Here is a 26,859-nt window from a genome sequence, read left to right as displayed (position 1 = left end):
CGCGAAAAAAAACACGTGGGACCACCCGAAATGGCCATGGAAAAAACCTTCGACGCCGGCGCCGCCGAGGCCCGGATCTATGAAACTTGGGAAGAGGCGAAAGCCTTTGCCGCTGGCGCGAACGCCAAGCCGGGCCAGCCCGCCTTCTCGATCATGATCCCGCCGCCCAACGTCACCGGCGTGCTGCACATGGGCCATGCCTTCAACAACACCCTGCAGGACATCCTGATCCGCTGGAAACGAATGCAGGGCTACGACACGCTCTGGCAGCCCGGCACCGATCACGCGGGCATCGCCACGCAGATGGTGGTGGAGCGCGAACTGGCCAAACATCAGCAGCCCTCCCGCGCCGAACTGGGGCGCGAGGCCTTCCTTGAGAAGGTCTGGGAATGGAAAGACCAGTCCGGCGGCACCATCATCAACCAGCTCAAGCGGCTCGGGGCCTCCTGCGATTGGGATCGCACCGCCTTTACCATGTCCGGCGCGCCGGGTGCGCCTGCCGATGAGGCCGGGGGCAACTTCCATGATGCGGTGATCAAGGTCTTTGTTGAGATGTACAACAAGAGGCTGATTTATCGCGGCAAGCGGCTGGTGAACTGGGATCCCCATTTCGAAACCGCGATTTCCGACCTTGAAGTGGAGAACATCGAGGTCGCCGGCCACATGTGGCACTTCAAATATCCGCTCGCCGACGGGGTGACCTATACCTATGTCGAGAAGGATGAAGACGGCAATGTCGTGCTGGAAGAAGAGCGCGATTACATCTCCATCGCCACCACCCGCCCCGAAACAATGCTGGGTGATGGTGCAGTGGCCGTACACCCGGATGATGAGCGCTACGCGCCCATCGTCGGCAAGCTCTGTGAGATCCCGGTGGGCCCGAAAGAGCACCGCCGCCTGATCCCGATCATCACCGATGAATATCCGGATCCCGATTTCGGCTCCGGCGCGGTGAAAATCACCGGCGCCCATGATTTCAACGACTATCAGGTCGCCAAACGCGGCGGCATCCCGATGTATCGCCTGATGGACACCAAGGGCGCGATGCGTGCCGATGGCGCGCCATACGCCGAGGAAGCCGCCAAGGCGCAGGCCCACGCCAAAGGCGCGGAATTCACCGAGAACGAGGTCGACGCGATCAACCTCGTGCCGGATGATCTGCGCGGCCTGGACCGTTTCGAGGCGCGTAAGAAGGTGGTCGAACAGATCACCTCCGAAGGACTTGCCGTGATGGTCACGGAAACGAAAACGGTGAAAGATGAGGAGGGCAACGCCTCTGAGATCACCGAGACCGTGCCGATGGTCGAAAACAAGCCGATCATGCAGCCCTTCGGGGATCGCTCCAAGGTCGTGATCGAGCCGATGCTCACCGACCAGTGGTTCGTGGACACCGACAAGATCGTCGGCCCGGCGCTGGACGCGGTGAAGGACGGCACCGTGCGGATCATGCCCGAAAGCGGCGAGAAGACCTATTACCACTGGCTGGAAAACATCGAACCCTGGTGCATCTCTCGCCAGCTCTGGTGGGGGCACCAGATTCCGGTGTGGTTTGACGCCGAGGGCAACCAGTATTGCGCCGCCACCGAGGCCGAAGCACAGGCGCAGGCCGGCGCAGGCGTCGCGCTGACCCGCGACCCCGACGTGCTGGACACATGGTTCTCTTCCGGTCTCTGGCCCATCGGCACGCTCGGCTGGCCCGAGCAGACGGATGCGCTGGCGAAATATTTCCCCACCTCGGTGCTGGTGACGGGGCAGGACATCCTCTTCTTCTGGGTCGCCCGGATGATGATGATGCAGCTTGCCGTGGTCGATCAGATCCCGTTCCACGATGTCTACCTCCACGGCCTCGTGCGCGATGCCAAGGGCAAGAAGATGTCCAAATCCACCGGCAACGTGATCGACCCGCTGGAGCTGATCGAGGAATTCGGTGCGGACGCGCTGCGCTTTACCAATGCGGCCATGGCCTCCATGGGCGGCGCGCTGAAGCTCGATACGCAGCGCATCGCGGGCTATCGCAACTTCGGCACTAAGCTCTGGAACGCCGCGCGCTTTGCCGAGATGAACGAATGCGTGCCGAGCGCGGCGTTTGATCCTGCAAGCGTGCAGCAGACAGTGAACAAGTGGATCATCGGCGAAACCGCCAAAGCGCGCATCGCCACCGATGAGGCGCTCGCGGGCTACCGTTTCAACGATGCCGCCACTGGGCTTTATGCCTACGTTTGGAACGTCGTCTGCGACTGGTACGTCGAATTTGCCAAGCCGCTCCTGAACAGCGAGGATGCCGCCGTCGTTGCCGAGACCCGCGCCACCATGGCCTGGGTGATCGACCAGTGCCTCATCCTGCTGCACCCGATCATGCCCTTCATCACCGAAGAGCTCTGGGGCGCGATCTCGCAGGAGCGCGCGAGCCTGCTGGTGCACGCCGATTGGCCCACTTACGGTGCCGAACTGGTGGATGCCGAAGCCGACCGCGAGATGAACTGGGTCGTGGGCCTGATCGAGAGCATCCGCTCCACCCGCGCCGAGATGCATGTGCCTGCGGGCGCGAAGATCCCGATGGTGCAGCTGGAGCTGGACGAAGCCGGCAAGGGCGCATGGGAACGCAACGCGGCGCTGATCCTGAAGCTGGGCCGCATCGAAGCGCTCAGCGAAGCCACCGAGGCCCCCAAGGGCGCGGTGACGATCGCCGTTGCGGGCGGCACCTTCTGCCTGCCGCTGGCCGACATCATCGACGTGGCCGAAGAAAAGGCGCGGCTCGAAAAGACGCTGGGCAAGCTCGCCAAGGATATGGGCGGCCTGCGTGGGCGGCTCAACAACCCGAAATTCGTGGCCTCGGCCCCGGAGGAAGTGGTTGAGGAAAACCGCGCGCTGCTGGCGGAAAAGGAAGGCGAGGAAGCCAAGCTCCGCGCAGCGCTGGCGCGGCTCGCTGAAATCGGCTAAGGCCTGATCGGGCGCCCCGCGGGGCGCCCTTTTTCGTTCCGCCGCAAGGATTTGCCCCATGGCCGCCAAACACGCCTTCAGCCGTTTCGATGCCCTGCTGTTTCTGGGCGGCATCACCGCGCTCACCGCTGTCTCGACGGACATCATCCTCCCCGCCACGGGCGTGATCGCGCGCGATTTCGGCGTGGAGGAGCAGTTGGGCGCGTTGCTGGTGGGGGCCTATTTCCTCGCCTATGCGGTGGGCCAGCTGTTCTGGGGCCTGTTCTCCGACGCCTTCGGCCGCCGCCGGGCGCTGATCTTCTCACTCGTCGGCTTCTCGGCCGCCAGCTTCGCCTGCGCCTATGCGCCGGACTTCAACACGCTCATCGCGCTGCGCGTGCTGCAAGGGCTGATGGGCGGCACGCCGGTGATCGCGCGCGCCATGGTGCGCGATGTGGCCAAGGGCAGCGCAGCGGGGCAGCTGATGAGCATACTTGCCGCAATTCTCACCGCCGGCACGATGATCGCGCCGATCCTCGGCTCGGGCCTGTTGGTGCTCTTTGACTGGCCCGCCATGTTCATCGGGCTGGGCCTCATGGGGCTTGCCTTCCTCGCCTACAGTCTTTGGGCGCTGCAGGAGACGGGTGAGCGGCGGCCCGAGCGCTTCTCGCTCTCCTTCGTGGGCAGCGCGGGCAAGCATCTGCTCTCGCTCCGCGCCTTCCAGCAGCCCCTGCTGCTCGGCGGTTTCACCTTCGCGGGCTATGCCTCGATCCTGTCGATGGGCGCTGTGATCACGGAAGAGGCCTATGGCGTCTCCCCGGCGGCCTTTGGTTCGATTTTTGCAATTGCGGCGCTGTCAAACCTGCTCGGGGCGGTCACCGTGAACAGATATTTGAAAGCCCGCAGCCTGCCCGAAGGCTTGAAACTCGCTGTCAAAGTGCTGGCTGTGGCGGCTCTGGCCAATGGTGTCACCGCGCTTTTCACCCCGCCGCTGCCGCTCTTCTGGTTCATCGTCTGCTTCTACGTCTACGCCTTCGGTATGGTCTTCCCGCTGTCGATTTCCTCCGCTCTTGAGCCGGCGGGCGACATGCCGGGCTTTGCCTCCTCGCTTCTGGGCACGGTGCAGATGAGCCTTGGCGCGGGCGGCGCGCTGGTGGCGACGCTGCTCTATGATGGCAGCCACCGGGCGATCAGCCTGACAATGCTGCTGGCCGGGGCGCTGGCGCTCGTGGCCTATCTGGGCCTGCGCCCGCGCAAAGCCTGATCACCGCGTTTTCCCGCTTGCGCCGGGCGGCGGAATTCCGTTTTCCTTGCCGCCATGACAGCACCGCGCCACACCCCGCCCCGTTTCACGCCCCTCGTGGAAAGCCTGCCCGCCACCGTGCCCTTCGTCGGCCCGGAGACGCAGGAGCGCGCGCGGGGCCGCGCCTTCGCCGCGCGGCTGGGTGCGAATGAAAGCACCTTCGGCCCCTCGCCCAAGGCCATCGCCACCATGGCCGAGGCCGCGAGTGGTGTGTGGATGTATGGCGATCCGGAAAACCACGATCTGAAGGCCGCGCTGGCCGCACATCACGGCGTGAGCCCGGCCAATATCGTGGTGGGCGAAGGGATCGACGGGCTTCTGGGCTACCTCGTGCGGCTCTTTATCGGGGAAGGCGATGCCGTCGTCACCTCAGAAGGCGCTTACCCCACGTTCAACTTCCACGTCGCGGGCTTTGGCGGTGTGCTGCACAAAGTGCCCTACAAAGGCGATCATGAAGACCCGGAGGCGCTCCTTGCCAAGGCGCGCGAAACCGGCGCGAAACTCGTCTATCTCGCCAATCCGGACAACCCCATGGGCACGTGGCATGCAGCCGAGACCATCAGCGCCATGATCGACGCCCTACCCGAGGGCTGCCTGCTGGTGCTCGATGAAGCCTATGTGGAGTTTGCCCCCGAAGGCACCGCCCCGCCGCTGGTAGCAGATGATCCGCGCGTGATCCGCATGCGCACCTTTTCAAAGGCTTACGGCATGGCCGGCGCGCGCGTGGGCTATGCGATCTGTGCGGCGGAACTGGCCACCGCCTTCAACAAGATCCGCAACCATTTCGGCGTGAACCGCATCGCGCAGGCCGGGGCGCTGGCGGCACTGGCGGACCAAACCTACCTGCGCGGCGTCATTTCTCAAGTCGAGGCCGCCCGCGCCGAGATTGCCCGTATTGCGGCAGCCAATGACCTTTCCGCCCTGCCCAGTGCCACGAATTTCGTGGCCGTGGATTGCGGACGCGATGGCGATTATGCCCGCCGGGTGCTCACCGAAATGATCGCGCAGGATGTCTTCGTGCGGATGCCCTTCGTGGCCCCGCAGGAACGCTGCATCCGGATTTCCGCAGGCCGACCGCAGGATCTGGAAAAGGTCGCGCAGGCACTACCCGAAGCGCTGAAAGCCGCCGAGGCCTGAGGCGCGCAACAATGTGACTCGCCAGACGGCCCTGATCGGCTACTGTTTTCACAAGTGGTCAGAGGCGTACGGCATGCAGGAACACCCCGTCAAACCGGTCGAAAACTACACCACGCCGTTTCTGGTTTCGGCGGGCGTGCTGCTGTTCTCCACCCTGCTGGTGATCTGGGCCTGGCTCGGCCTGCTCGCCGCTCTGGCGATCTCTTGGGGGATGAACAAGCTACTGGACTGGCGTCGCTCCCGCGCGTGAACGGCTTCCGCCGACCCTTTGTCAGATCTGCGCTTCCGCCAGCACCCGCGTGGCCGCCTCTAGTGCGCCCTTCCCGTGCGGGATGTTGAGCGCGCGCAGGCCCGTTTCAATAGAACCAAGCACCCCCAGCACCATCTGGCTGTTCACATGGCCCATATGGCCGATGCGGAAAAACCCGTGCCAGGCCGGATCTTTTGGGTCCGCCATGCCAAGGCCGATGCCCAGCGTCACACCGGCGTTCTGCGACATCCAGTTGCGCAGATCGGTGCCCGAGGGCGTGCCCATGCGCACCGCCGTCACCGAATGGCTGCGCAGCGCCGGATCGGCGATGTTCATCTCCATCGGGCCATCCTGCCCCCAATGCTCCAGCGCCGCCCAGATCGCCCGCGACAGCACCGCGTGGCGCTTCCACACCTCCTCGATACCCTCTTCATGGACGATCATCGTGAGCGCCTCGCGCAACCCGTAGAGGTGGTGCGTCGGCGCGGTGCCGCAGAAATACTGGTAGAACTCCGCCGGATCGGCGCGCTTCGTCCAATCCCAATAGGAGGAGACGATCTCGACCCGCTTGCGTGCCTCGGCCGCCTTTTCGTTGAAATAGACGAAGGCCATGCCCGGTGGGGTCATCAGGCCCTTCTGGCAGCCCGCCAGCATCACATCCACGCCCCAGGCGTCCATCTCGAACAGATCGCAGCCAAGGCTCGCCATGCAATCAGCCATCAGCAGCGCCGGGTGGCCGGCAGCGTCCATCGCCTTGCGAAGGGCGGCAATGTCGTTGCGTACCGAGGTGGAGGTGTCTACCTGCACAGCAAGAACCGCGCGAATCTCGCCCGTGGCATCGGCCCGCAACCGCGCCTCAACCGCTTCCAGATCGAAGGTGGCCCGCTTGCCGTAGTCCATCACCTCGACATTGATCCCCATGGCCTGCGCCATTTCACCCCAGCCGTGGCCAAACCGCCCCGTGGCCAGCACCAGCACCTTTTCGCCGCGGTTCACGACATTGGCGAGCGCGGCTTCCCAGACGCCATGGCCGTTGGCGATATAGATCGCCACCTTGTGCTCGGTGCGCGCCACGGCCTTCAGATCCGGGACCATGCCCGCGACCATCTCCACCAGCTCGCCCGTGTAGATATTGGGCGCTGGCCGGTGCATGGCCTGCAGCACGCGCTCGGGCATCACGGAGGGGCCCGGAATGGCAAGGTAATGGCGGCCGGATGACAGGTTCATCGGGGATCCTCACTTCAAAGTCGGGCGAACCTTACGCCTCTGAAGCGCAGCGTCAATCAGCCTGTGCCGCTTTCCGCCCGCCTTCCCCGCACCATGCCCGTGTCTTGCCTGTATTGGCGAGAGCCGCTAGACGGAAAGGCGACGCCGGGCGCAAGCAGATGCGTCCCACGGACAAGGACCACACAAGGAACGGCCCCTTGGCAGACGAGCTTTCCCACCACGATTACGACTCCCGTGTGCTGCTCAAGCGGCTCTGGCACGGGTACCTGAAGAAGCACGTCTGGTGGATGGCGCTGGCGGGCCTGTTGATGGTCGTTGAGGGCAGCACGCTGGGCATTCTCAGCTACATGCTGCAGCCGATGTTTGACCTTGTTTTCGTGGGCGGCCGCGCGGATGCGCTCTGGTGGGTCGGCATGGCGATCCTGCTCCTCTTCCTCGTGCGCGCCATCACCAACATCAGCCAGAAAGCCATCCTCACGCAGGTCGCGCAGGCCACTTCGACCGAGATGCAGAGCGATCTCGTCAAACACATGATGCGGCTGGACAGCACCTTCTTCCAGAAGAACCCGCCGGGCTCCCTAATGGAGCGCGTGCAGGGCGATACGGTGGCGGTGCAGCGCGTGTGGTCGGTGATCATCTCGGGCGTGGGGCGCGATTTCGTCTCGCTCATCTCGCTCTTCGCCGTGGCCATCGCGATCGACTGGTACTGGACGCTGCTGGCGCTCATCGCTGCCCCCGTTTTGATCCTGCCCACCGCCTACCTGCAACGCTACATCCGCAAGAAAGCGCGCCAGTCGCGCGAAGGCGCTTCTCAACGGTCGACCCGGCTGGATGAAGTCTTCCACGGCATCAACCCGATCAAGCTGAACCGGATGGAGGAGTATCAAGCCAACCGGTTTGACCGGATCGTCTACCGCATCGTGCGTGTGGAAGTGCGCACCGCCGCCATCCGCGCGCTGATCCCCGCGATGATCGACATCGTCACCGGCATCGGCTTTTTCGGCGTGCTCATGGTGGGCGGGCAGGAAATCATCTCGGGCGAAAAGAGCGTGGGGGAGTTCATGAGTTTCTTCACCGCCATGGCGCTGGCCTTCCAGCCATTGCGCCGGTTGGGCGGAATCGCCGGCACGTGGCAGGTGGCGGCGGCGAGCCTCGAGCGGCTGTACCGCCTGTTTGACGAGGAGCCGACGATCCTGTCTCCGGCCACGGTGAAAGCCAGTCTGCCGCTCCCAAGCACGAAGATAGCGCTGGAAGACGTGCGCCTCTCCTACGGTGAGGTGGAAGTGCTGCGCGGCGCGAGCTTCACCGCCGAGGCCGGGGCAACGACCGCTCTCGTCGGGGCCTCCGGCGCAGGGAAATCCACCATCTTCAACGTGCTGACCCGGATCGTGGACCCTTCCTCGGGCCGCGTGACGGTGGGCGACACGCCGGTGTCGGACCTGTCGCTCTCGGATCTGCGCAGCCAGTTTTCAGTCGTCACACAGGATGCGCTGCTGTTTGACGAAACCATCCGGGAAAACATCACGCTGGGCCGAACCGACATCTCCGAGGACGAGCTGCGCGCCGCGCTGGATGCGGCCAGTGTGAGCGAATTCCTCGCCAAACTGCCCGATGGCGTGGAGACCCACGCCGGCCCGCGCGGCTCTGCACTCTCCGGTGGGCAACGCCAGCGCGTCGCCATCGCCCGCGCGCTGGTGCGCAACGCCCCGATCCTGCTGCTGGACGAGGCCACGTCGGCGCTGGACGCCCAATCCGAGATCCAGGTGCAGAAGGCGCTGGAGACGCTCTCCAAGGGACGCACGACACTGGTGATCGCTCACAGGCTCTCCACCATCCGTGAGGCCGACAAGATCGTGGTGATGGATCATGGGCGCGTGGTGGACGAGGGCACCCATGACGAATTGCTCAGCCGCGGCGGGATCTACGCCGATCTCTACCGTCTGCAGTTCCGCAGCGAAGAAAACAGCTAGCGCCGGTAGGCCGCCGCGAGCCTGTCAGGATCGGCCCCCAGCAAATAGCGCGCCAGAAGGATCAGATTGCGGCTGCCGCGCCGGAGCCAGCCCTGCCGACGGTAGCGGTCGGCAGAGGTCGTGAGCGTGGCGCCAATCGGCGCGAGCTGCCGTTTCAGCGCACGGGCGATGGCCACGTCCTCCATCAGGGCAATCTCGGGATAGCCGCCCACGGCATCGTAAAGCGCACGCGGGATCAAAAGCCCCTGATCGCCATAGGGCAGACCCATAGCGCGGCTGCGCAGGTTTGCCCAACGCGCCACCAAAGCCCCCGGCACGCCGCCCTCCGCGAAGCGCAGCCAGAAATAGCCCGCCTGATCCTTCTGCCCCATGAATTCCGCCACGGTTTCCGACCACCCCGGCGCAAGGCGGCTGTCGGCATGGAGCACCAAGAGCCACTCCCCCTGCGCCACTGCGGCGCCGCGCGCCAACTGCCCGCCGCGCCCGGCAACACCCGCGATCCACTGCGCGCCGATGGCCTCGGCAATCCGCCGGGTGTCATCCTGCGAGCCGCCATCGGTGAAGATCACTTCCCGGATCAGCCCTTCCGCATTGGCCTCCATCAACCCACCCAGAAGATCCGGCAGAGACTTGCCCGCATCCAGCGTCGGAATGAGGACCGAGATCGGGGCGCGCATGGAAAACTCCTTCATGGGGACGCGGCGTGGGGCCTGTTGCCCGGCCCGCGTTGTCCTATATTGAAGCGGCGCGAACAAGAGGAGCCCAAGATGACCGGCGACCGAACGATCCTGAGCCTCACCGGGGCGGATGCGGAGGACTTCCTGCAGAACCTCGTGACCAATGACCTCTCCCGGCTGGAGGGGCGGCTCGTCTATGCCGCGCTGCTCTCGCCGCAAGGAAAATACCTGGCCGATTTCTTCCTGACCCGGCAAGGCGATGCAATCCTTCTGGACGTGGCCACGGGACTTGCCGCCGATCTTGCGCGACGACTGACGATGTATCGCCTGCGTGCCGATGTTCAGATCGCACAAAGCCCGCTGAAGATGTCGCGCGGCACCGGCCCCGCACCGGACGGAGCCCTGTCTGATCCACGCCATCCAGCCCTAGGATGGCGGCTCTATAGCGAGGGGGCTCTTCCCGAAGACGGCACCAATTGGGACGCCCTGCGCGTGGAACACGTGATTCCCGAGAGCGGCATCGAGTTGCGCCCGGACGAAAGCTACATCCTCGAAAACGGCTTCGAGCGCCTCTCCGGCGTGGATTTCAAGAAGGGGTGCTACGTGGGGCAGGAAGTCACCGCGCGCATGAAGCACAAAACCGAGCTGCGCAAAGGACTTGCACAGGTCGCCATTGAAGGAACCGCCCCCGAGGGCAGCGAGATCACCGCAGAGGGAAAACCCGCCGGCACACTCTTCACTCAAAGCGGCCAAAAGGCGCTCGCCTACCTGCGATTTGACCGAACGAGCGGCCCCTTGCGCGCCGGTGACGCAACGTTACGACTGCTGCAAACGTAAGAGCGGGGGCTCTGCCCCCGCACCCCCGAGGTATTTTTGGCAAGAGGAAAGGGGCCCCTTCATCTTGGTCAAAATATCCCGGAGCGCGAGGCAGAGCCTCGCAAAAAACAAAGGGGCGCAACCGCGCCCCTTCTTCATTCGTACAGTCTGAGGCTGCCGCTTAGGCGCGCTCGGAATATTCCATGGTTTCGGTGTTCACCACGATAGCTTCACCGGGGCCGACGAAGGGCGGCACCATGACCTTGACGCCATTGTCGAGGATCGCCGGCTTGAAGGAGTTCGCCGCCGTTTGGCCTTTGACCACAGGCTCCGTCTGCTCGATGGTGCAGGTCACCTTCTGCGGCAGCGTGGCGCTAAGTGCTTCAGATTCATGGTATTCGATGACAATCGTCATGCCGTCCTGCAGGAAGGGGCGGCGCTCGCCGAGGATGTCGGCGGGCAGTTCGATCTGCTCGAAGGTTTCGGAATCCATGAAGACCAGCATGCCGTCGCTCTCGTAGAGGAACTGCTGGTCCTTCTGCTCAAGCCGCACGCGCTCGACCTTATCGGCGCTGCGGAAACGCTCGTTCAGTTTCGAGCCGTTGCGCAGGTTCTTCATTTCGACCTGGGCGAATGCGCCGCCCTTGCCGGGTTTCACGTGATCCACTTTCACCGCAACCCAGAGGCCGCCGTTGTGCTCCAGAACGTTGCCGGGGCGGATTTCGTTTCCGTTGATTTTTGGCATGTAACAAAACCATGTCAATGAGGGTTGATCGGTATTGGCGCAACCCTATATACAGCACGTCAGGCGCTGACAAGTCACCCAGGAACCCGTACACCGCTTCACCAGTTATGCACTAGGCGCATGGCTCCCTTGAAATAATTGGGATACCGAATCGCGCAGAAATCGCGATATTCGCCGAACGCCAAAATTGCAAGAGCAAGAATAAAAAGGACGACGAGATGGCTGATTTCGTTGATGGCACCGCTTTCAACCACGAACAGGGCAACCGCGCGCGCAAGCTTTTCGCCGCCGTCGTTCTGGCCGCACTGGATGACGCGATTGCCGACGACAAAAAATATGGCAACGGACCGGAGCAGATCGCCCGGTGGGCACGCTCGCGGGATGGGCGCGAAGTGCTGTCCTGTGCCGGGATCGACCCCAACGAGCGGGTTGTCTCCGGGCTGATGGACTTCGTTTCCAAAGGCATCCGCACATCTGTAGCGCTGTCGCGCGAAGAGAGCGAACGCCGCCAGCAACAGGCTGAAGCCGCCTAAACCAAGGCTTCCGCCCGCCCCCAAAAAGCGCGTTCCCCGAAAGGGGACGCGCTTTTTCTTTGGGGCTTTCCCGCTTCAGAAGCGCCCTAGCTGCCCCCCCCAAGAAACAGGAAAAACACGGCCCAAGGCAGGATTTCGAGCCCGAGCAGCAGCAGCACAGTGAGCCTTGCAATCACCCCGTGAAAGCGGCGCCACAGCACGATTGCCAAGCCGATGCACAGCAGCATTTCCAGAGGCCCGATGAGCCAGCCGTAGTGGTCCGGGTCCCAGTAGCTGACGGGCGAATGGAACACCCAGTCGCTCAGAGGCCAGAACTGTCGGCGCGCATCATCGTTGTGCAGCAGGAAGTCCGAGGCCACGTGCAGCAGCCCCGATCCGGCGAAGGCGCGCAGCGCTGCCCCGCCCCACGCCAGGGACAGGGCAAACAAAGCCCCCCAGAGGATCAGGCTGTTGTCGATGGCAAAGATCGTCTGCCAGCTGTCGGAAAAGTAGTACTCGCCAAAGACCGTCTCCGGCGGCACCCCCAGCACATAGATCGCGCCGCCGGCCAGCAGATAGAGCGACAGGTCGGGCAGCAGCGCGCCGAAAACGGCTGCCGCCGTCACCAGCCGCGCGCCCGGTTTGGCGAAGACGGCGGCGCCGAGCAGAAGATGGGCGGGGGTGTTCATCGATCCGGGGCTTGCCTTCTGCGCGTGACGGGGTATCCGAAGTAGGACCATAGAGGGAGCGGCGCGGATGGCCAAATCAATCATGCTGCAGGGGGCGGGCAGCAATGTCGGCAAGTCGATCCTCATGGCCGGGCTGTGCCGCGCCTACAGCCGCCGTGGCCTCGCCGTCCGCCCCTTCAAGCCCCAGAACATGTCCAACAACGCTGCGGTGACGGCCGATGGCGGCGAGATCGGCCGCGCGCAGGCGCTGCAGGCGCGCGCCTGTGGCGCGGCGCCCTTGGTGGATATGAACCCGGTGCTGCTGAAGCCGGAGACCGACACCGGCGCACAAGTGGTGGTGCGCGGCCAACGCCGCGCCACGGTGAAGGCGCGCGACTATGGCAAGATGAAGGGGCAGCTGCTGCCCGAGGTGCTTGCGAGCTTTCACCGGCTGGCGCAAACCTGCGATCTTGTCCTTGTGGAAGGGGCCGGAAGCCCCGCCGAGATCAATCTGCGGGCGGGTGACATTGCCAATATGGGCTTTGCCGAGGCTGCAAACGTGCCCGTGGTGCTGATCGGTGACATTGATCGTGGCGGTGTCATCGCCCAACTCGTGGGGACCGATGCCGTGCTGTCAGAGGCGGATCGCGCGCGTATCAAGGGCTTTGCCATCAACAAGTTCCGTGGCGACCCAAGCCTCTTTGACGAAGGGATGACCGCCATCGCAACGCGCACCGGCTGGGTGCCGCTTGGTGTGGTGCCCTGGTTTTCAGATGCGTGGAAGCTACCAGCAGAAGACGTGATGGACATAACGTCCTCAAAAGGCAAAGGCCTGAAGATCGCCGTCCCCCGGCTTTCGCGGATCGCCAATTTCGACGATCTGGACCCGCTGGCCGCCGAGCCGAACGTGGAGGTCGTGATCGTGCAGGAAGGTGCGCCCCTGCCCGGTGACGCCGATCTGATACTGATCCCGGGCAGCAAATCCACCATTGCCGATCTGGCTCATTTCCGCGCCCAAGGCTGGGACATCGACCTCGCCGCCCATCTTCGGCGCGGTGGCCATGTGCTGGGCATCTGCGGCGGCTACCAGATGCTGGGGCGGTGGATCCACGATCCCGATGGCATCGAGGGCCCTGCGGGCAGCGTAGAGGGGCTTGGGCATCTGGACGTCGAAACCACGATGAAACCTGCAAAGACGCTCGCCCTCACCGCAGCAATCGACATCAGCAGTGGTGCAACTGTCTCGGGGTATGAGATCCATATTGGCGAAACCACTGGCCCCGATTGCGCGAACGGCTGGCTGCAGGTCAATGGCGCACTCCACGGCGCGCAGAGCCCAAACCAGCGCGTGCGCGGCTGCTACCTGCACGGGCTCTTCGCCAGCGATGCGTTCCGCCACACCTCGCTCGCCCGCCTTGGCGGCACGCCGGGTGTTTCGGACTACGAGGCCTCCGTCGATGAAACGCTCGACAGGCTGGCAGACCACCTCGAGGCTTGCCTGGACCTCGACGCTCTGCTCGCGATGGCCGATGACGGTCACAAAGGCGCCTGACGGGCGCCGCGGGGGCTCTGCCCCCGCACCCCCGAGGTATTTGTGGCAAGAGGAAATGGGGCCCCTTCATCCTGGCGAAAATATCCCGGGGTGCGGGGCAGAGCCCCGCGAAAAGTCTGGCAGCAGTCAAACACGGCCGCCTATGCAGATTGGCAAAGAGCGCTCACGCCGGGGAGGTTTGGCGGATCAGTCGAAGTCCTGGCTGGCGACGATCCGGTGAATTTCGGTCCGCACGAGCTTGCGCACGTTGCGGGTGATGCGCTCGCCCAGCACACCCTGCAGTTCTTCGCGCACGAGATCGCGAACCATCTGGCGCAGGGTTTCTTCGTCGAGAAGCACGGCGTCTTCGTCCTCGGCCATGCTGGTGAAAACATCTGCGTCCGGCTCGACCTCGTCCCCGCCCTCCGCAATAGACTCCGCTACGGGCTCTTCCTGGGCGGAGTCTGATACAGGCTCGAAAGCCGGCTCCGTGTCCGGCGCGTGATGCCCGGCCTCGGGCGCGCTGCGCAGGAAGCTCGGAAGCTCTCCGTGTGACTCCTCCACGTCGGCCGGTGCCTCCGGCTCAGCCGCTACAGCGATTTCAGGCTCCGACTCTGGATCCGCAGCCCTGGCGCGTGTTGGTACAACCCGCAGCGGCTCCACCTCGGGGCTCGAGCCTTCCTCTTCGCTGCCGTCGGGCTCGTAGACATGGCCCTGATCGCCGACCACGGCTTCAAGTTCAGCAATGGTGCGTTCAAGGCTGGCAAGGCGCGAATCCGCAAGGGGGGCGCGGGGCCATTCATCGCTGCCGAAGACCTCCTCGAAAGAGGCGAAAGGATCCTCCTCGCCCGCAAGCTGAGGTGTTGCCTCGGAAGCCTTCGAGACATGCTCTTGCGGGGCATCCACCGGACGCAAGAGAAGCGGTTCTGAGGGGCTGGCCGCGCGCGGGGCCTCGGTTTCGTGAGAGGGTGCGGGGGAAATCCGCTGCGCCGGTGTCAGCACGAGTTTTTCAACCGTGGCAGACGCGCGACTTTCGCGCGGTTCCGGTTTCGAGTCTGATTTCACGTCGGCCAGCGGGGCACGGCTGCGCACCTCTTCGGAAACGAGCCGCCGGATGGAGCTTAAAACGTCCTCATATTCCGCCCTGGTTTCCATCGCTGACCTGCTTTTTTCTGTATAGCCTCGCCGCTCATAGTAGCGGCAAGGCCTTGTTCACACAACAGATTGTCGAAAATGCGACGATTACTGTTTGCCGATGGCCCGCAGGACGCGATCCAGCTCGCGCCCCTGCGCGCTCAGGCCGGCGGGCGCGTTGCGCACCGAATTGTAGTAGGCCGCCGGATCATAAGTGGGCACGTTCAGCCCCAGATGTTCCACGCTCATCAGACCCATGGACGACAAAAGCTGGTACGTCGCGATGTAGACATCGATCTGGGCGGAGACGAGATCGGCCTGCGCGTCGAGCAGATCCTGTTCCGCGTCAAGCACGTCCAGCGTCGTGCGCGCGCCGAGCTGGGCTTCCTCGCGGGTACCGTCGAAGGCTTCCTGCGCGGCCCGCACCTGCTGGGTGCCGGCGCGCACGCTGGCCTCGGCCACGAGGATCGCCGACCACGCGTTGCCGACTTCCTGCCCCAGCGCATGGCGCACCACATGCAGCGCGCCGCGGGCGGCATCGCGCTGCGCGATGGCCTGCCGGCTTTGCGACGCCAGCGCGCCGCCCTGGTAAATCGGGCCAGAGAGCGTCAGCCCGACGCGGGCGTCATCCCGGCTGTTGCCCGTCGAGAGATCGCCGAAATTGTGGGTCACATCGGCAAAGCCCCGCACCGTGGGCCGTTTGAGCGAATCCGCCCGCGCGATGTTGATCTCGGAGATCGTCACGTTGCGCTTGGCCTGTGCCATGTCCGGGTGGCTGCGGATCGAGATGTCCCGCGCGGTTTCCAGCGACTCTGCGGTGCGCGGCAGGGCGCCGGGGGCACCGGGGCTCGTCGGGTAAACGCCCACGGCTGCACGGTATTCCTCACGGGATTGCGCCAGGTTGCCCTGCGCGGCTGCAAGCGTTGAGCGGGCGGAAGCCAGTCGGGCCTCGGCGAGCGAAACATCCGTGCGCGTCACTTCCCCGACCTCGAAGCGATCCTGCGCGGCGCGCAGTTCTTCGGCGATCAGGCGCACGGAGTTCTCGGCAAGCGAGACGAATTCGATGCTCCGGCGCACATTCATATGCGCGGCAAGCGCGCGCAGAAGCACATCCTGCTCGATGCCCTTCAGCGCATCGCGCGTGGCCAGCACCGTTTCCTTGGCGGCGTCGATCGAGAGCCGCGTGCGGCCGAAATCATAGAGCAACAGGCTTGCGGTCAGGGCGACGTTTCCAGTAGCCGTCTCGTTGATGCTGGAGCTTGTGAAGGCCGTGGAGCCGTAGGTGTAGCCCGCGGAATATTCCAGAGCGGGGCGAAGAGCCGCAACGGATTGCGCCACGTCTTCGTCGGCGGCGCGCAACACGGCGCGGTTCTGCTGGATGAGGCCCGAGTGGTTGTAGGCCCCGATCAGCGTGTCCGACAGGGATTGGGCGTGGGCCGCGGGTGCGCAAAGGCACGTTGCCGCCGCCAGCGCCGCCAGTTTCGATTTCCAGGTGCTGCTCGACATCTCGTTTTCCTTTTTTGGCGCGGGCGTTCTCGCCCTGCGCTTACAATGCGAAGTGGGCTTCCCGCGCAAACCCCGGCAAGACAGGCGCGCCGACGTTGCAGACAAACCGCCAGGAGATCCGCCCGTCGATCTTGGTGCCGACCTTGAGGATGCCAAGATCGCCATCGGCGAAGATACACCCGATCCGGCCACCTTCCTTCAGCTGCGCCAAGAGGCCATCCGGCAGGATCTCCACCGCGCCTTGCAGCGTGATCACATCATAGGGGCCGTGCTTGGGCGCGCCATTTGTAAGGGCGCGCTCCAGGATCACGGCATTGTCGATCCCCGCGTCCGCAAGGATCCCCTGCCCTTCTTCGGCCAGCCCTTCCATGGGCTCGACTGCCACGACAGCCTCCGCAAGGCGCGCGATGAGCGCTGCCGAGTAGCCAAGGCCACAGCCCACGTCGAGCACCAGTTCGCTGGGCTGAATGTCCAGCGCATCGAGCATCTTGGCAAGGCTGCGCGGCTCCAGCAGAACGCGATCCCGGCCGATACTCAGGGTCTCCCCCACATAGGCGGCCTCGCGCAGGGAGCCCGGCACGAAATGCTCGCGCGGGACGGTCAACATGGCGTCGATAATGGGGAACTTCGTCACGTCAGAGGGGCGGATCTGTGTGTCCACCATCAGCCTGCGGCGTTGCTCGAAATCCGGCATGGGCAATACTCTTGCGTGCGGTCCTGTATACGTGATGTTTTTTGCCACATCAGGCCCAGCGGAGCAACTGCGCAGTTTCCCCCATTTCCGCGCTTGCAGAGCCTCGGGTAGTCGTATATCCACCGCCCTACCTCTTCGGCGAGTTGGCGGAGTGGTGACGCAGCGGATTGCAAATCCGTGTACACCGGTTCGATTCCGGTACTCGCCTCCAATATCCCGCCCATAGAGACCGCATGATTATTGGCTCACCAACCGGGTAGGTTGGCCGGGCGTGCTGAGGGCTTTGGGCTTAAGCATAGTCTGCCCTCCGGCGCTAGCGCTTCAGTCAAGGGTCCAACGTCAAAGCGCGCTTGTTCGCGCGCCCCACGCGGTTAAGTCTGAAGCGAAACAGATTCAAAAGAGCGGACAATCAGGCGATGAACAAAACCCTACGGGAACAGGATTTCGAACAGGATCTGAACCAGTTGGTGAAGGGGGACAAGGACATCTCCACTGTACTCGCCCAATACAGAAAAGATGTATCAGACTGGGGCGGAACGGTGAGAAGCCGCACGATCGGCGCGGCCTGTCTGGTCATTTTGGTCGTTGCCGTGATTTTCTGACACACATGCGGCTCGCGGAGTCGCCGATGTCGCAGTGTTGAAGCCAAACTGTCTGGCTTGAGGCCTGATCGCGCGGGATATCCACCCCTTGGCGCGAGCGACACAGCCGTCGATAAAGCGAAAACACCAGGCCAAAGGTTGGTGAGCACGAACGGTCATCCACAAGGCTGGGTGGCGGTGCTGTCAGACGGTTTCGAACTCGTCTCAGCTAGGACAGCATAACTGCCCTTAAGTGGCACAAAGTTGCCGCCACTCGGTCAGAGCCGCAGCACGGTTTACCTTGAAATTCGATATTGAGGTGAGGCTACGTCCCGGATTGAAGAGGTTATAGATGACGCATGGAGGGCAGCGAATTTCTGCAAAATTCGCATGCGCCTGAAGCGAAGCATCTCTTGTTCCCGTCGTCGGAAGGGCAAGTGCAAATTCTCAGCACGGTTTTTCAGCCAGCGACCGGTTTCCTGGCGATGATCGGCGCCAAACTCCTTTAACGCAGCACCATAGGGCCTAAGCCGATCGGTCACGATCACTTCGGGACGACTGTGCTTGCGCATTGATTTCCTTAGAAGTTTTAGCGCAGCCTTTTTGTCTGGCTTCCAAGTGACGTGGCTCTCGGGTATCTCGCCTTAGTGGTCCACGGCGCGCCAGAGGCAGTGCCGCTCGCCGTTTATCTACACGAAAACCTCATCCAGATACCAACGCCAGTCGGTAGATTTCATACCGGCAATTCGTCGTTTCCGGATCTCGGTGGCGAACATCGGACCAATCCGATGCCACCAATACCGCACGGCTTCATGGCTTACATCAACGCCGCGCACGTGGAGGAGATCCTCCACATTTCGAAGCGACAGAGGAAATCGATTGTACATCATGACCGCCAGGCGGATGACTTCTGGTGACGTTCAAAAGTAGCGGAATGGGGATTGTTTGCCATTGGGCAACGCCACTTCCTCGCCCTGCCCGCATCAAGCAGCACTCCTCTGACAAGACCTTCACACCGGTCCAAGCGCTCTAGCTATCGACCTAAGGCGACCGCCCGCGTGGTGGAAAAACATGGTGTAGCTTTCACAAAAGTAGTTGTGCCCGGCTTCACCGTCTTTCGACGCAATCAAGCGGTGCTTGGGACACCCACCGTTACATGCAAAACGGAACTTGCAAGTTTGGCACTGGGTTGTAAGCGTTTCCTTTTTGGCCGCCCCAAAGGCTTTTGCACGTTCGGACCATACAAGTTCGTCCATTGGCGCCTTGCCGATGTTGCCAAGCTTATACTCGGGATAGACAAAGTGGTCGCAGGCATAGAGGTCGCCATTGTGCTCCATCGCAAGCGCATTTCCACAGGTTTCGGCAAACACACAGAGTGAGGCCAGACCGCCCGACCAAAGGCCAATTTGGGTTTCAAAGAACTGAACGAACACACGCCCGATATCCTGTCGGTACCAGATATCAAAGATGTCACACAGAAACTTACCATAGGCCCGGGGCGATACGCTCCATGTCGTAATTTCGTTGGCATGGGCCGCGTCGATCTGCGGAGCTGCGGCCAAACCGCCATGCGAACCGGCGCGTTCGACGATTGGAATGAACTGGATATGCGGCGAGCCGAGCTCACGCAGGAACCGATAAACGGTTTTACCCTTTCCGGCATTTCCCCGGTGGACCGTGCAAAGGATATTGAATTCCACCCTATGCCGCCGCAAAATTTCACCCCCTTGCATGACCTTGTCGAAAGTCGGGCGCCCCTGCCTGTCGACACGATAACGATCATGAACCGACTTGGGACCATCGACGCTGAGGCCAACGAGGAAGTTTTCCCGCGCCAAGAAACGCGCCCAGTCATCGTCTAGCAGGATTCCGTTGGTCTGAATGGAGTTGGATATCTGAATGCCGTCAGGACAATGTGTCCGTTGCAGTTCCACGGCCCGCTCAAAAAACGGCAGACCTAATAGTGTCGGCTCTCCACCTTGCCAGGCAAACGCTACCTCTTTCATACCTGCCTTTCGGCTGGTCTCGATCAATGCGCGCACATAATGCTCAAGCATATCCTCGGACATGCGGAATTTCTTTTCCGAGGGGTAAAGCCCTTCTTTCTCCAGATAATAACAATACTTGCAGTCGATGTTGCAGCGCGGCCCCATCGGTTTGGTCATTATGTGGAAAGGCTTAGGGTGGGTCATTTTCCTGTTCGCGCAGTTGATGTAGGCGCTTCAACTTTGTGTGTCGCCCTATTCCGGTCGATACGTGGATTGTCGACGGTTTTCCCCGATCATTTGACAAAGTAGGACACAACCAGCGCAAACTGCCAACAATGCCCCTCGCAGTCGGAGCGACCGGAACACAATCAGATTGCTACCTCGGTCTGGCTGTCGAATATGTGATATTTTACCGGATCAATCTTCAAATGCACCCTTTCGCCGGGCTGGATGTTAATCCGATCGCGGAAGCAGGCGGTGAATTGGCTTTGGCCTTTGCGAAGGAACAACTCAGTTTCCGAGCCCGTCGGTTCGACAACCACAACCTCAGCCGATATTGTGCCCTCGCCTTTCTCCGAGACCAGTTCCATCGCCTCGGGACGAACGCCAAGTGTTACCCTGTCATGCCCCGCCATGCCGTGCGGAAGCCGCACCACATCGCCGTCGGCAAATCGCGCTTGGTCGTGTTGGTCGCCCGACAGCGGCACGTCGAAAAAGTTCATCGCCGGTGAGCCAAGGAATGACCCGACAAATCGGTTGGCTGGCTTGTCGTAAAGCTCAAGCGGTGTGCCAACCTGCTCGATTTGGCCATCGCGAAGCACAACGATGCGATCGGCAAGCGTCATGGCCTCAATCTGGTCATGGGTCACGTAGACCGTCGTTGTTCGCAATTTCTGGTGCAGTTCCTTCAACTCGGCCCGCATCCTGACGCGCAGCTTGGCATCAAGGTTCGATAATGGTTCGTCAAACAGGAACACCTCGGGTTCGCGTACGATGGCACGCCCCATGGCGACACGCTGGCGCTGCCCACCGGACAGCTCTCTCGGAAAACGGTCAAGAAAGGGTTCCAAGCCCAAGATCTCGGCAGCGGGTCCGATCAATTGCCTTTGTTCAGCCGCCGATTTACCGGATAGCTTCAGAGAAAAGGACATGTTCTGTGCCACCGTCATATGCGGATAAAGCGCGTATGACTGGAACACCATCGCAATGCCGCGATCGCGCGCGGGCACATCGTTCACCCTCTGGCCTCCGATCAAAAGGTCGCCGCCCGAAATTGTCTCAAGCCCGGAGATCATCCGCAACAAGGTTGATTTGCCACATCCCGACGGACCAACAAGCACGAGAAACTCGCCTTCACGGATTTCGAGATCAATACCCTTGATCACGTCAACCTGACCGAAAGTCTTGCTGACGCGCTTAAGTTCAACCGTTGCCATTTGGCGCTCCTTCTATTGACGCGTCAGGGGACGCGAAACGGTAGGTGAGTGTCGACGTCCAGGTTTCGCCGGGATTAAGCGTGGTTCCCGGGCCACTTGTGCCATCCGCATTGCGGTCGCAGTTCGCGGGCTCAATCGCCACGATGTTTCGGCGCGGGCGCGGATCGGACCAAACCTGGAGGTACGGCAGGTTTGCCGTTTCAGTCTCGACCGCGACCGACAATCCGCGCCATTGTCCGGCGGCTGGCCGGTCGAGCACTGTCGTACACACCGGCGCGTCGCCCGCGTTGCGGCACATCGCCGGCGCACATGGCCCGGATCGGCCATTGTCCGGGGGGTCGTGCCTCAACACCGTGTGTCCGTTCAGGCTCACGCTTGTGCCAGCGCCAACTGCAGGAAAGCCGAAATTCGTGTGATAAAGGATGCGGAATTCAGCGGTTTCCGGTCCGATATTTTCGACCGTGTCCACAAGGCGCAGTTCCGTGCCGCCAATTGGCGCTTCGATCCGCCGGGTCAACGCAAAAGACGGACCTGACAGGTGAGCTTTGACAATCTCACCTTGCGCGAACAAAAACGGTCGACCGGCGTCCCAATCCTCTCCATGAGAAGTGATGCGGGCAGGTGTGAGCGGCAGCGTCCCGTGCAGCGGTAAACCGTTCCGCGGTTGTCGCACGTTGTCGAGGCCACAGGTCAACAGGAAGCCCGTCAAAGCGCGGTCAACTCCGGTGCCATTGTCACCATGAGGATTGTGAAGTTTCGGAGATGTCGTGCCGCCCGGATGTTGCCATGCGACCGGCATGCCATGGTACCAAAGCGGACCAATGTCCATGGTCCGGTCTGACAACACCCAGAAATCCAACCCGCCTCCGGTTGAAAATGCCAGCGCCTGAAGGCCGCGTTCCGGCCCATCATCCAGCGTAATCCGGCGCACCGAAGCCAGTTGCCGGCGGTCGCCGGTCAATTCGGTCAGACGTTCGCGCGCCGTCGGCACGGGGCCAATGATCATGACACGCACTCCGGTTCGGTAAGATCAAAGCGGCGAAAAGCTTCCGCCGGGGCGGAAACTGCGCTCATCCGGGCGCCCAGAAGCCTGATCATACGCGCTTCGGCAGCGGGATCATGCAGCGGCTTGGTTTGTCCCGGATCAGTTTGCAGGTCATACAGAACTGTTTTGGTTTCCATCAGGCAACCCGGTCCATAGGTGTTGAACATCGCGCTTGAAGGGCGCACCGGCACCTTGAGCAACGGCATGTTGCGGCTGAAGGGCATTGGCGGCGAAAGTTCCGCCTCGGTCAGCTCATCCTCGGCAAAGAAATCGAAAATATGCGTCGGCATGAGAGTGTACTGGAACAGCTCCTGCTGCATCAGATCTTCGGGGAACCGGAAATAGGTGTATCGCCCGTCGGTCACATTGGCCGCACCTCCGAAAAAGCCAAACATCACCGCATCATGCCCCGGCGCGCCTTGCAGCATCGGAACCAAAGAGCGGCCCTGCACGGACTCGGGACGTGGGCCGTCATGCAGATCAAGAAAGGTCGCGCAAAGATCCGGTGTCTGGGTCAGCGCATCGACACGAGCCCCCGGTGTTGGAAAGCGCGGGTCGTGCAGGAAGAGCGGGATATGCGCCAGTTCCTCGTACAGGTTCATCCGGTTCTTGGCCCAGAAGTCGTGTTCTCCCAACAGAAACCCATGATCTGTTGTCACCACAAGCGCGGTGTCCTGCCAAAGATCGTGGGTATCGAACGCATCCAGAACCTGCCCCAAAAGCGCATCACAATGGGCGATCGAGGCCAAGTAATTTGCTCGCAACTCTCTGTCTTCGACGGTATCGCCACGGCCATGCCCATAAGGCGGCCAGTCACGGATTGGCCCATCCCAACCACTATCGAATTCAGCCTTGAAACGATCCGGCGCGTGGAATGGTTCGTGCGGGTCGAAACATTCGATCTGGAGGAACCAGTTATCCGTGTCCCGATTGGTTTCGATAAATTCGAGCCCCGCCTGCACGGTCTGGTAGGACGGGAACTCATCCTCGGCGGCAATGCGTTTGCGGTTCAGCATATGCGCGCGCGGATAGCTTCGGGGCTTCTCGCTGAACTGGGCAGGGTGGTACTTGGTGCGCAGCGTATCAAAATCCGGCGACACTTCTGCCACCCATCGGTCCCCCTCCTGACCCCGGATCAAGTCATAGCTGTCATATCGGTTATGATAGGTGGCCCCCCCGTCTTCCCAATAATGGAAGTGGTCGGTCGCAAGGTGGCTGTAAGTTCCCTTGGCCTTTTGCAGAACCTCGGTGAAACAGATGTCGAACGGCTCTACCGGCCCCCAGGACCGGTGCATGAACCCCAGCCGCCCCGTCAGGATGTCACGCCGCGCCGGCATGCAAGGCATCGAGCCAACATAGTGCTTGTCAAAGGTCGCGCTGCGGGCTGCCAGCCGGGCAAAGTTCGGAGTCGCCAGCGCCTTGCCGCCATAGGGTTCCAGCATGTGCCGGTTCAGGCTGTCGAACAGAAGGAATACGGTTCGCATCGGGATCGATCCTTATTTCACAGCGCCAGAGGTCAGCCCGCGCACAATGAAGCGTTGGGCAAAGATCAGAAGGATGAAGGCAGGCACGATGGAAAGGGTCGACGCGGCGGCCATTTCGGTAAACGCGATGGTATTTTCCTGAGCGTATTTGCCGATCCCAAGCGGTACCGTTGCGGTGTCACGCTGGGTCAGGGTCAGGGCCACCGGGAATTCATTCCACGAGAAGATGAAGCAAAGAATGCCGGTTGCCGCCAGACCGGGGCGCACGATGGGCACGACCACGGACCACAAAACCTGCGGCGTCCTTGCACCGTCGATCTGGGCGGCCTCAACCAGCTCTTTCGGGACATCCTTGATGAACACGCCCATCATCCACAGCGCCATGGGCAGGTTGATCGTCGTATGGGCAAGGATGATGCCCGCATAGGTGTTGTCCAGGCCAACCGCGCGGAACATCGTGTACCAAGCCCCCGCAAGCGTGATCGGGGGCACCATGTGAAAGATCACGGACCACGCCAGAAGACCCCGCAAAACCCAATCAGCCCAGGTCAGCCGGTAAAGCGAAAATGCAGCCAATGTCGCGACCGACAGAACGATACCCGTAGACGCCAGCGCGATGATGGCCGAGTTTTTGAAGTTGTTGACGAAATCCGAGGTTTTCGAGTTGATGACAGCGTCATAGCCAAACAGCGTCGGGGTGAATTTCCATTGCCCCATCAGAAGGGCGATCTGGGTCTTGAAAGATGCCACGACGATCCAGAAAAAAGGAAACAGCACGATCAGGGCAAAGCCGATCAGGACCGCATGGCGGGCAAGCGGTGCGGTGCGCGAATGGTCGATCATGCGTTCGGTCCTTTCTTGGTGGCAAAGCGCGAGGCGAGGATGATCAAGGTTGCAATCACGGCGATGGTTGCCAGCGACATGGCCGATCCGTACCCGATCTGATCCTCGGTAAAGAAACGGCGGTAGATGGTATAACTGATCACTTCCGTGGACGTCCCCGGCCCCCCTCCCGTCAAAAGGTAGATCTCGTCAAACACCTTGAAGGCCAGGATCATTCGGAAAATGAACGTGACGATAATCGCGGGCAGCATCAGCGGCAAAACGATATGGCGCAGTACCTGCCAGCGGCCGGCGCCATCGATCTCGGCGGCCTCGAAAATATCCTGCGGCAGGCTTTCGAGACTGGCCAGCATCAGCAGAAAACAAAACGGCGTCCAATGCCAAACATCAACGATGATCACACTCATCAAGGCAAGATCAGGATTGCCCAGCCAGTCGACGGGATTACCACCCAGCCACAGGATCACCTGGTTGATCACTCCGAAATCGTAAGAATACATCAGCTTCCAGATCGCGCCGATGATGATGCCGGGCACCAGGATCGGAAGAATAAAGACCGTGCGATAGAAGATGCGGAAGCGCGTGACGCGGGTCGTCAGCAAGGCCAGCCAGAACCCCAGAACCATCTGGAACGCGACCGCGACAACCGAGAAGATTATCGTGTTCAGAATACCGGCCTTGAACAACGTGTCCTTGGCCAGATGGGCATAGTTGCGAAGGCCTTCCCATTCCCACACAGCTTGCCTGTCGACCCACTCGACCTTGTGAAACCCAAGCGCGCCAAGATTGAATAGCGGCAGGATGGTTAGGACGAGAAACAGAATCACGGCAGGGGCCAGCGTGGCATAGCGCCAGAAAGTGTCCGATCGCATGGTGGGTATTCCTTCGGTCAAAGCGGCCGCCCGGCTCATCACACCGGGCGGCCTTGGGAGGAGATCACTCGAGGTCAGGCAGGACGGGGGCATCATAGCCCGCGCTTGTCATGATCTCGGCGATTTCCGCAGCGGCGGTGTTCAGCGCGTCTTTCAGCTCGAGCTGACCACCAATAGCTTCGTTCAAGCGCAGTTCGGTAATGGCAAGGACCTGGCTGGCCTCGGGGATCAGGAAGGTCAGACCGGCATTCGGGATGGCCTCGGCCATTGCCTTCATCCAGCGGAATTCCTGCGTTTCCGACATCGGTCCTTCCAGGATCGCACGGCTCACAGGAGCGGATCCGGCACGGGCATAAGCCTCTTGCGCCTCATCAGTCTGGAACCACTCCAAGAAGGCCAGCGCAGCTTGTTTGCGCTCGTCCGGCACGTTCTTGGGTACGCCTGCCAGCCAGTGGCCAAGCGGTGTGGCACCGGGGAAATCAGCGGAAGAGGGCGGCGCCGCATAGTTCACTTTGTTCACGACGGCCGACTGGTTCGGGTCGTCAAAAAGTCCAGGTGCCAAAACGGACATGATGTGCCCGGCTTTACCAGTTGCCATGTTCTGGATCACGTTGGTCTGCGTCTGACCTGCAGTCGAGGGATGCCCGACCTCGTTGGCAAACTTCAGATAGGTTTCCATACCGGCAAGGGTTTCAGGGCTGTTGATCGTGATCGTGTAATCGCCCGCTTTCTGGTCTTTGAAAATGCCGCCGCCATGCGACCAGAGATAGGGAAAGACATCAAAGGTGACATCAAACGCCCCGCGTTGACCACGCTGGCTGATACCATACATCTTTGGCGGGTTGTTCAGCGCCTTGGCATTGGCGAAAAGCTCGTCCCAGGTTGCCGGCACTTTCAGACCATTTTCTTCATAGAGATCCGCGCGATAGTGCAGGATCAGAATGTTGGGGTTTACCGGAACGGTCATCAGCTTGCCGTCACCGTCGCAGGATACGGTCGCGGCGCTATTGTCCCAGCAAACACTTTCGTCGAAGTCGTAAATGGCGTCGGACAGTTTGAAACCGGCGTCAATGTCGGTCAGCGGGTCCATGAAACCACCCTTGTAGAACTCGACAAAGAAGCCGGCATTCATGATCAAGATATCGAACGGGCTTTCGTCAGTGCGAACGGCCGTGCGTTGTTTCTCCAACGACCCAGCAAAAGGGTTCACATCCAGTTCAACCGTATTGCCGGTTTTCTCTTCGTACAGCTCGACAACGTTCTGAAAGCCGGGAAACCAGGGCGACTGATTGATGACGATGGTGATTGGTGCTTCTTCTGCCATGACCGGTGCGGCCAGAGCGGCGGCCATTGCGGTTCCGGCCAGCAATCCAGCCAAACAGAACCGATCACCCCAAAGGTGTTTTTTCATTGCGGATCTCCTCCCATTGAATTCTGGCGTCGAACACACATTGTCCGGCCAGAAGGTTCTGCAACTATGTCAAGCCCCACATCATTCGTGAAATGATAAAACCTTCGATC

Annotated in this window: 23 protein-coding genes, 1 tRNA gene and 1 pseudogene; 10 read left to right on the top strand and 15 right to left on the bottom strand. The window is 61.7% G+C overall.

What is annotated here, in order from left to right:
* Positions 1 to 30 precede the first annotated feature (30 nt).
* From KVX96_RS05550 to KVX96_RS05535, 4 genes are all read left to right on the top strand, one after another.
* Positions 31 to 2,940, top strand: a complete 2,910-nt coding sequence (locus tag KVX96_RS05550; protein WP_261193317.1) for a valine--tRNA ligase — start codon at positions 31 to 33, stop codon at positions 2,938 to 2,940.
* 58 nt (positions 2,941 to 2,998) lie between these two features.
* Complete coding sequence (locus KVX96_RS05545; protein WP_261193315.1) at positions 2,999 to 4,183, top strand: MFS transporter; 1,185 nt, start codon at positions 2,999 to 3,001, stop codon at positions 4,181 to 4,183.
* A 54-nt stretch (positions 4,184 to 4,237) separates the two neighbouring features.
* Positions 4,238 to 5,359: a pyridoxal phosphate-dependent aminotransferase gene (locus KVX96_RS05540; protein ID WP_261193314.1), complete on the top strand. Its 1,122-nt coding sequence runs from the start codon at positions 4,238 to 4,240 to the stop codon at positions 5,357 to 5,359.
* Positions 5,360 to 5,432: 73 nt separating this feature from the next.
* Complete coding sequence (locus tag KVX96_RS05535) at positions 5,433 to 5,609, top strand: hypothetical protein (RefSeq protein WP_261193311.1); 177 nt, start codon at positions 5,433 to 5,435, stop codon at positions 5,607 to 5,609.
* 21 nt (positions 5,610 to 5,630) lie between these two features.
* Here KVX96_RS05535 and KVX96_RS05530 read toward each other — a convergent pair whose 3' ends face one another.
* Positions 5,631 to 6,836 carry a pyridoxal-phosphate-dependent aminotransferase family protein gene (locus KVX96_RS05530; RefSeq protein ID WP_261193310.1) on the bottom strand — a complete coding sequence of 402 codons (1,206 nt, stop codon included), beginning with the start codon at positions 6,834 to 6,836 and terminating at the stop codon, positions 5,631 to 5,633.
* A gap of 197 nt (positions 6,837 to 7,033) precedes the next feature.
* On the opposite strand from KVX96_RS05530, the gene KVX96_RS05525 reads away from it, so the two are divergent.
* Complete coding sequence (locus KVX96_RS05525) at positions 7,034 to 8,806, top strand: ABC transporter ATP-binding protein (protein WP_261193309.1); 1,773 nt, start codon at positions 7,034 to 7,036, stop codon at positions 8,804 to 8,806.
* Here KVX96_RS05525 and KVX96_RS05520 read toward each other — a convergent pair.
* Positions 8,803 to 9,483, bottom strand: coding sequence for a TIGR04283 family arsenosugar biosynthesis glycosyltransferase (locus KVX96_RS05520; protein WP_261193307.1), 681 nt, complete (start codon positions 9,481 to 9,483; stop codon positions 8,803 to 8,805). The genes KVX96_RS05525 and KVX96_RS05520 overlap by 4 nt on opposite strands.
* A 90-nt stretch (positions 9,484 to 9,573) precedes the next feature.
* Between KVX96_RS05520 and KVX96_RS05515 the strand changes: the two genes are divergently transcribed.
* On the top strand, positions 9,574 to 10,320 hold the full coding sequence (locus tag KVX96_RS05515; protein ID WP_261193306.1) for a YgfZ/GcvT domain-containing protein: 747 nt from the start codon (positions 9,574 to 9,576) through the stop codon (positions 10,318 to 10,320).
* 160 nt (positions 10,321 to 10,480) lie between these two features.
* On the opposite strand, the gene efp is transcribed toward KVX96_RS05515, so the two are convergent.
* A complete protein-coding gene (gene efp / locus KVX96_RS05510; protein WP_261193305.1) occupies positions 10,481 to 11,044 on the bottom strand; it encodes an elongation factor P in 564 nt (187 codons plus the stop codon).
* A gap of 218 nt (positions 11,045 to 11,262) precedes the next feature.
* On the opposite strand from efp, the gene KVX96_RS05505 reads away from it, so the two are divergent.
* Entirely contained in the window at positions 11,263 to 11,577 is a 315-nt protein-coding gene (locus KVX96_RS05505; RefSeq protein WP_261193304.1) for a DUF6280 family protein, read from the top strand.
* A gap of 86 nt (positions 11,578 to 11,663) precedes the next feature.
* Here the strand turns inward: KVX96_RS05505 and KVX96_RS05500 are convergent, their stop codons facing one another.
* Positions 11,664 to 12,245 (bottom strand): cobalamin biosynthesis protein CobQ, encoded by a 582-nt coding sequence (locus KVX96_RS05500; protein WP_261193303.1) that lies wholly within the window; start codon positions 12,243 to 12,245, stop codon positions 11,664 to 11,666.
* Between the two features lie 67 nt (positions 12,246 to 12,312).
* On the opposite strand from KVX96_RS05500, the gene KVX96_RS05495 reads away from it, so the two are divergent.
* Positions 12,313 to 13,776, top strand: a complete 1,464-nt coding sequence (locus tag KVX96_RS05495; RefSeq protein ID WP_261193302.1) for a cobyric acid synthase — start codon at positions 12,313 to 12,315, stop codon at positions 13,774 to 13,776.
* A 186-nt stretch (positions 13,777 to 13,962) separates the two neighbouring features.
* On the opposite strand, the gene KVX96_RS05490 is transcribed toward KVX96_RS05495, so the two are convergent.
* From KVX96_RS05490 to KVX96_RS05480, 3 genes are all read right to left on the bottom strand, one after another.
* Entirely contained in the window at positions 13,963 to 14,910 is a 948-nt protein-coding gene (locus KVX96_RS05490; RefSeq protein ID WP_261193301.1) for a hypothetical protein, read from the bottom strand.
* Between the two features lie 87 nt (positions 14,911 to 14,997).
* A complete protein-coding gene (locus KVX96_RS05485) occupies positions 14,998 to 16,395 on the bottom strand; it encodes a TolC family outer membrane protein (protein WP_261193299.1) in 1,398 nt (465 codons plus the stop codon).
* 40 nt (positions 16,396 to 16,435) lie between these two features.
* Entirely contained in the window at positions 16,436 to 17,089 is a 654-nt protein-coding gene (locus KVX96_RS05480) for a protein-L-isoaspartate O-methyltransferase family protein (protein WP_261193298.1), read from the bottom strand.
* A 137-nt stretch (positions 17,090 to 17,226) separates the two neighbouring features.
* Between KVX96_RS05480 and KVX96_RS05475 the strand changes: the two genes are divergently transcribed.
* Both KVX96_RS05475 and KVX96_RS05470 read left to right on the top strand, forming a co-directional pair.
* Positions 17,227 to 17,300 (top strand) — tRNA-Cys (locus KVX96_RS05475).
* A gap of 205 nt (positions 17,301 to 17,505) precedes the next feature.
* Positions 17,506 to 17,691, top strand: a complete 186-nt coding sequence (locus tag KVX96_RS05470; RefSeq protein WP_261193297.1) for a hypothetical protein — start codon at positions 17,506 to 17,508, stop codon at positions 17,689 to 17,691.
* 228 nt (positions 17,692 to 17,919) lie between these two features.
* Here the strand turns inward: KVX96_RS05470 and KVX96_RS05465 are convergent.
* From KVX96_RS05465 to KVX96_RS05430, 8 genes and pseudogenes are all read right to left on the bottom strand, one after another.
* Positions 17,920 to 18,575: pseudogene (locus tag KVX96_RS05465) on the bottom strand (IS6 family transposase).
* Positions 18,576 to 18,680: 105 nt separating this feature from the next.
* Complete coding sequence (locus tag KVX96_RS05460) at positions 18,681 to 19,835, bottom strand: anaerobic sulfatase maturase (protein ID WP_261193296.1); 1,155 nt, start codon at positions 19,833 to 19,835, stop codon at positions 18,681 to 18,683.
* 191 nt (positions 19,836 to 20,026) lie between these two features.
* Positions 20,027 to 21,094: an ABC transporter ATP-binding protein gene (locus KVX96_RS05455; protein WP_261193295.1), complete on the bottom strand. Its 1,068-nt coding sequence runs from the start codon at positions 21,092 to 21,094 to the stop codon at positions 20,027 to 20,029.
* Positions 21,081 to 22,100 carry a DUF4432 family protein gene (locus KVX96_RS05450; protein ID WP_261193294.1) on the bottom strand — a complete coding sequence of 340 codons (1,020 nt, stop codon included), beginning with the start codon at positions 22,098 to 22,100 and terminating at the stop codon, positions 21,081 to 21,083. The genes KVX96_RS05455 and KVX96_RS05450 overlap by 14 nt, the downstream gene beginning before the upstream one ends.
* The gene (locus KVX96_RS05445; RefSeq protein WP_261193293.1) at positions 22,097 to 23,623 is read right to left on the bottom strand and encodes a sulfatase; all 1,527 of its coding nucleotides are present in this window, start codon (positions 23,621 to 23,623) and stop codon (positions 22,097 to 22,099) included. The genes KVX96_RS05450 and KVX96_RS05445 overlap by 4 nt, the downstream gene beginning before the upstream one ends.
* Before the next feature lie 12 nt (positions 23,624 to 23,635).
* Entirely contained in the window at positions 23,636 to 24,466 is an 831-nt protein-coding gene (locus tag KVX96_RS05440) for a carbohydrate ABC transporter permease (RefSeq protein ID WP_261193291.1), read from the bottom strand.
* A complete protein-coding gene (locus tag KVX96_RS05435; protein WP_261193290.1) occupies positions 24,463 to 25,338 on the bottom strand; it encodes a carbohydrate ABC transporter permease in 876 nt (291 codons plus the stop codon). The genes KVX96_RS05440 and KVX96_RS05435 overlap by 4 nt, the downstream gene beginning before the upstream one ends.
* Positions 25,339 to 25,402: 64 nt before the next feature.
* Complete coding sequence (locus KVX96_RS05430) at positions 25,403 to 26,749, bottom strand: extracellular solute-binding protein (RefSeq protein ID WP_261193289.1); 1,347 nt, start codon at positions 26,747 to 26,749, stop codon at positions 25,403 to 25,405.
* Positions 26,750 to 26,859 lie beyond the last annotated feature (110 nt).

This window comes from Pseudoruegeria sp. SHC-113 (assembly GCF_025376885.1).
GTDB lineage: Bacteria > Pseudomonadota > Alphaproteobacteria > Rhodobacterales > Rhodobacteraceae > Pseudoruegeria.
This window is presented reverse-complemented; position numbering and strand designations above follow the sequence as displayed.

Bases quoted from the DNA above. Each gene is read 5' to 3' on its own strand.
- KVX96_RS05470 (WP_261193297.1), top strand. From the start codon at position 17,506: ATGAACAAAACCCTACGGGAACAGGATTTCGAACAGGATCTGAACCAG.
- KVX96_RS05440 (WP_261193291.1), bottom strand. From the start codon at position 24,466: ATGATCGACCATTCGCGCACCGCACCGCTTGCCCGCCATGCGGTCCTG.
- KVX96_RS05550 (WP_261193317.1), top strand. From the start codon at position 31: ATGGCCATGGAAAAAACCTTCGACGCCGGCGCCGCCGAGGCCCGGATC.
- KVX96_RS05520 (WP_261193307.1), bottom strand. From the start codon at position 9,483: ATGCGCGCCCCGATCTCGGTCCTCATTCCGACGCTGGATGCGGGCAAG.
- KVX96_RS05435 (WP_261193290.1), bottom strand. From the start codon at position 25,338: ATGCGATCGGACACTTTCTGGCGCTATGCCACGCTGGCCCCTGCCGTG.
- KVX96_RS05515 (WP_261193306.1), top strand. From the start codon at position 9,574: ATGACCGGCGACCGAACGATCCTGAGCCTCACCGGGGCGGATGCGGAG.
- KVX96_RS05545 (WP_261193315.1), top strand. From the start codon at position 2,999: ATGGCCGCCAAACACGCCTTCAGCCGTTTCGATGCCCTGCTGTTTCTG.
- KVX96_RS05450 (WP_261193294.1), bottom strand. From the start codon at position 22,100: ATGATCATTGGCCCCGTGCCGACGGCGCGCGAACGTCTGACCGAATTG.
- KVX96_RS05530 (WP_261193310.1), bottom strand. From the start codon at position 6,836: ATGAACCTGTCATCCGGCCGCCATTACCTTGCCATTCCGGGCCCCTCC.
- KVX96_RS05490 (WP_261193301.1), bottom strand. From the start codon at position 14,910: ATGGAAACCAGGGCGGAATATGAGGACGTTTTAAGCTCCATCCGGCGG.
- KVX96_RS05505 (WP_261193304.1), top strand. From the start codon at position 11,263: ATGGCTGATTTCGTTGATGGCACCGCTTTCAACCACGAACAGGGCAAC.
- KVX96_RS05455 (WP_261193295.1), bottom strand. From the start codon at position 21,094: ATGGCAACGGTTGAACTTAAGCGCGTCAGCAAGACTTTCGGTCAGGTT.
- KVX96_RS05430 (WP_261193289.1), bottom strand. From the start codon at position 26,749: ATGAAAAAACACCTTTGGGGTGATCGGTTCTGTTTGGCTGGATTGCTG.
- KVX96_RS05500 (WP_261193303.1), bottom strand. From the start codon at position 12,245: ATGAACACCCCCGCCCATCTTCTGCTCGGCGCCGCCGTCTTCGCCAAA.
- KVX96_RS05535 (WP_261193311.1), top strand. From the start codon at position 5,433: ATGCAGGAACACCCCGTCAAACCGGTCGAAAACTACACCACGCCGTTT.
- KVX96_RS05495 (WP_261193302.1), top strand. From the start codon at position 12,313: ATGGCCAAATCAATCATGCTGCAGGGGGCGGGCAGCAATGTCGGCAAG.
- KVX96_RS05445 (WP_261193293.1), bottom strand. From the start codon at position 23,623: ATGCGAACCGTATTCCTTCTGTTCGACAGCCTGAACCGGCACATGCTG.
- KVX96_RS05480 (WP_261193298.1), bottom strand. From the start codon at position 17,089: ATGCCGGATTTCGAGCAACGCCGCAGGCTGATGGTGGACACACAGATC.
- KVX96_RS05540 (WP_261193314.1), top strand. From the start codon at position 4,238: ATGACAGCACCGCGCCACACCCCGCCCCGTTTCACGCCCCTCGTGGAA.
- KVX96_RS05460 (WP_261193296.1), bottom strand. From the start codon at position 19,835: ATGACCAAACCGATGGGGCCGCGCTGCAACATCGACTGCAAGTATTGT.
- efp (WP_261193305.1), bottom strand. From the start codon at position 11,044: ATGCCAAAAATCAACGGAAACGAAATCCGCCCCGGCAACGTTCTGGAG.
- KVX96_RS05485 (WP_261193299.1), bottom strand. From the start codon at position 16,395: ATGTCGAGCAGCACCTGGAAATCGAAACTGGCGGCGCTGGCGGCGGCA.